1 protein-coding gene is annotated in these 2,510 nt (G+C 72.9%); it reads left to right on the top strand.

The genetic code is table 11. From position 1 onward, the window contains the following. Positions 1-46 precede the first annotated feature (46 nt). On the top strand, positions 47-2,510 hold a 2,464-nt coding region (locus AB7U92_RS25860; protein ID WP_428583525.1), incomplete at its 3' end, for a TonB-dependent receptor.

The following is a 2,510-nucleotide window of genomic DNA, read 5'->3' as shown; positions in this document are numbered from 1 at the left end:
CGCTACGTCGGGCAAGCGCAGACGTCTCTGCAGCAAGGGGGCGCACATGTTGGGATGCAGACGACTGGCGGTTCTCCTGTGCGCCGCTGCCGGAGGGGCGGCGCCTGCCCAGGACAGTCCGTCGCTCGACCGCGTGGTGGTCACCGGCGTACGCGCCAGCGCCGAGTCGGCCCAGGAACGCAAGCGCCAGGCGAGCGGCATCGTCGACGGCGTGGTCGCCGCCGACATCCACAAGCTGCCCGATCTCGGTGTGGGCGACGCGGTGCAGCGCATCACCGGCGTGCAGGTGGCACGTGACCGCGGCGAGGGCACGGCCTTCGCGGTGCGTGGCTTGTCCCAGGTGGAGACCCTGCTTAACGGCCGCGAAGTGTTCACCGCCGGCAGCGGCCGCACGCTCGACCTGTCGGACTTTCCCTCGGAGATGCTCTCCGCCATCGACGTCCACAAGACCGCGTCGGCGGATCAGCTCGAGGGCGGGCTGGGCGGCAGCATCGACCTGCGCACGCGCCGGCCGTTCGATTTCGCCGGCGATGCCACGGTGCTCTCGGCACGACGCCTGCACGGCCATCTGGTGCGCCGCTCGGCCGACCAGGCCAGCGTGATGCTCAGCCGCCGCACGCGTGCCGATGGCGGCGAGTTCGGCCTGCTGCTCAACCTGGTGGCGCAGGACCGCGCGTGGCGCGAAGACCTCAAGGGCACCGGCGCCCCGGTCGGTCGGACCGATCTGCTGCCGGGCACCACCGTGTTCGCGCCGTCGGGCACGTCCGAGACGGTCAGCCTGGGCACGCGACGGCGCCTGGGCGGCAGCGCGCTGCTGCAGTGGCGGCCGGCGCCGACGACCGAGCTGTACGCCGAGGCGCATGCCGCCGAACTGCGCACGCGGCAGGATTCGCACCAGGTCAACGTCTCGGCCGGCAGCGGCTTCGTGCCGGGCAGCCTGGACCTGTTCGAGGGCACGAACGACCTGCGCCGCATCACCTGGACGGATGCGCCGGTGTCGCTGCTCAGCTTCGCGCGCGACACGCTCGACCGCACGCGGCAGCTGGCGGTGGGCGCTCGGCACGACGGCGAGCGCTGGCGCTGGAGCGCCGACCTGAGCCACACGAAGAGCGTCAACCGCCTGTTCTTCTCCGGCCCGTTCCATGCGGCCACCGTGGCCGAGTTTCACCACGACCTGTCCGGCCGCGTGCCGTCCACCGCCGTGGCGGGCACCGATCTGCTCGATCCGGCCAACCTGCGCGTGACGGGTCTCGCGTACCGGGTTCGCCCGTTCGAAGGCTCGCTGGCGGCCGCGCGGGTGGATGGGGCGTGGCAAGCCGGCGACGGCCTGCTCGACGGCCTGGCCTTCGGCTGGCGGCGCGCGGACCGGCGCGCCGACAACACGCCGGGGCTGGTCTTCGGCGATGTCGCGGTGAGCGGTCTCACCGCGGCCGACGTGCCGGACCGCGTGCTGCCCACGCCGTTCGGGGACTTCCTCGACGGCCGTGCGCCGAGCGTCGGCAACTTCCTGATCGGCGACCTGAGCGACGCACGCGACCCGGCCGCGCTGCGCCAGGCCTACGGCGTGACGGTGCCCTTGCCCGTCGCCGGCGATCCGCTCGGCGTGTGGGGCATCCGCGAGCGCAGTGACGCCCTGTACCTGCGCGCCGACTGGGGCTCGCCGGCGCGCAAGGTCGACGGGCAGTTCGGTCTGCGCGCGGTGCATACCCGCGTGCGGCTGGACGGCTTCCGAACGCTGCCCGGCACCGGTGGCGTGGCGCCGCTGCAGGCCGACAGCACCGGCACCGACTGGCTGCCCAGCGCCACGCTGCGGCAGGCGCTGCCGAACGGATGGCAGTGGCGCGCGGCGGTGTCGCGCACCGTCACGCGGCCCAACTTCGACCAGCTCTCGCCCTCGCTGCGCTTGCTGCGCAATCCGGTCGACCCGGCGCTCAACCAGGGCGCCTCGGGCAACCCGGAGCTGCGGCCGGTGCGTTCGCACAACCTCGACCTGGCGTTCGAGCGGCTGGTCGACCCGGCCAGCGCCGTCGCGCTGACCCTGTTCTGGAAGCGCGTCGACGGCTTCGTCGCCAATGCCAGCCTGCCCGAGGTCTACGACGGCGAGACCTACCTCGTCAGCCGGCCCTACAACAGCGATCCGGCCCGCGTGCGCGGTGCGGAATTCGCCTGGCAGGCGTTCTTCGACGGCCTGCGGGGCCCCTGGCGGGGCCTGGGGGTGCAGGCGAACTACACCTTCGTCGACAGCCGCACGCCCGACCGCCGGCTCGGTCGCGAGGTGCCGCTGCAGAACCTCTCGCGCCACAGCCTCAACCTGATCGGCCTGTACGAACGTGGCCCGTGGAGCGCCCGCCTGGCCTGGAACTGGCGCAGCGATTTTCTCTCCGGCGTGAGCAGCGTCGTGGGCCTGGGCGTGCAGCCGGTGTATACCCGCGGCCATGGCTGGGTGGATGGGGCGATCGCATGGCAGGTGCACGAGCGGGCGACCGTGGCGCTGGAGGGCAGCAACCTCA

This window comes from Piscinibacter sp. (assembly GCF_050175855.1).
In the GTDB taxonomy this organism is placed as follows: domain Bacteria; phylum Pseudomonadota; class Gammaproteobacteria; order Burkholderiales; family Burkholderiaceae_C; genus Piscinibacter.
The sequence above is the reverse complement of the archived record's forward strand: the minus strand, read 5'-3'. Positions and strand labels throughout refer to the sequence as shown.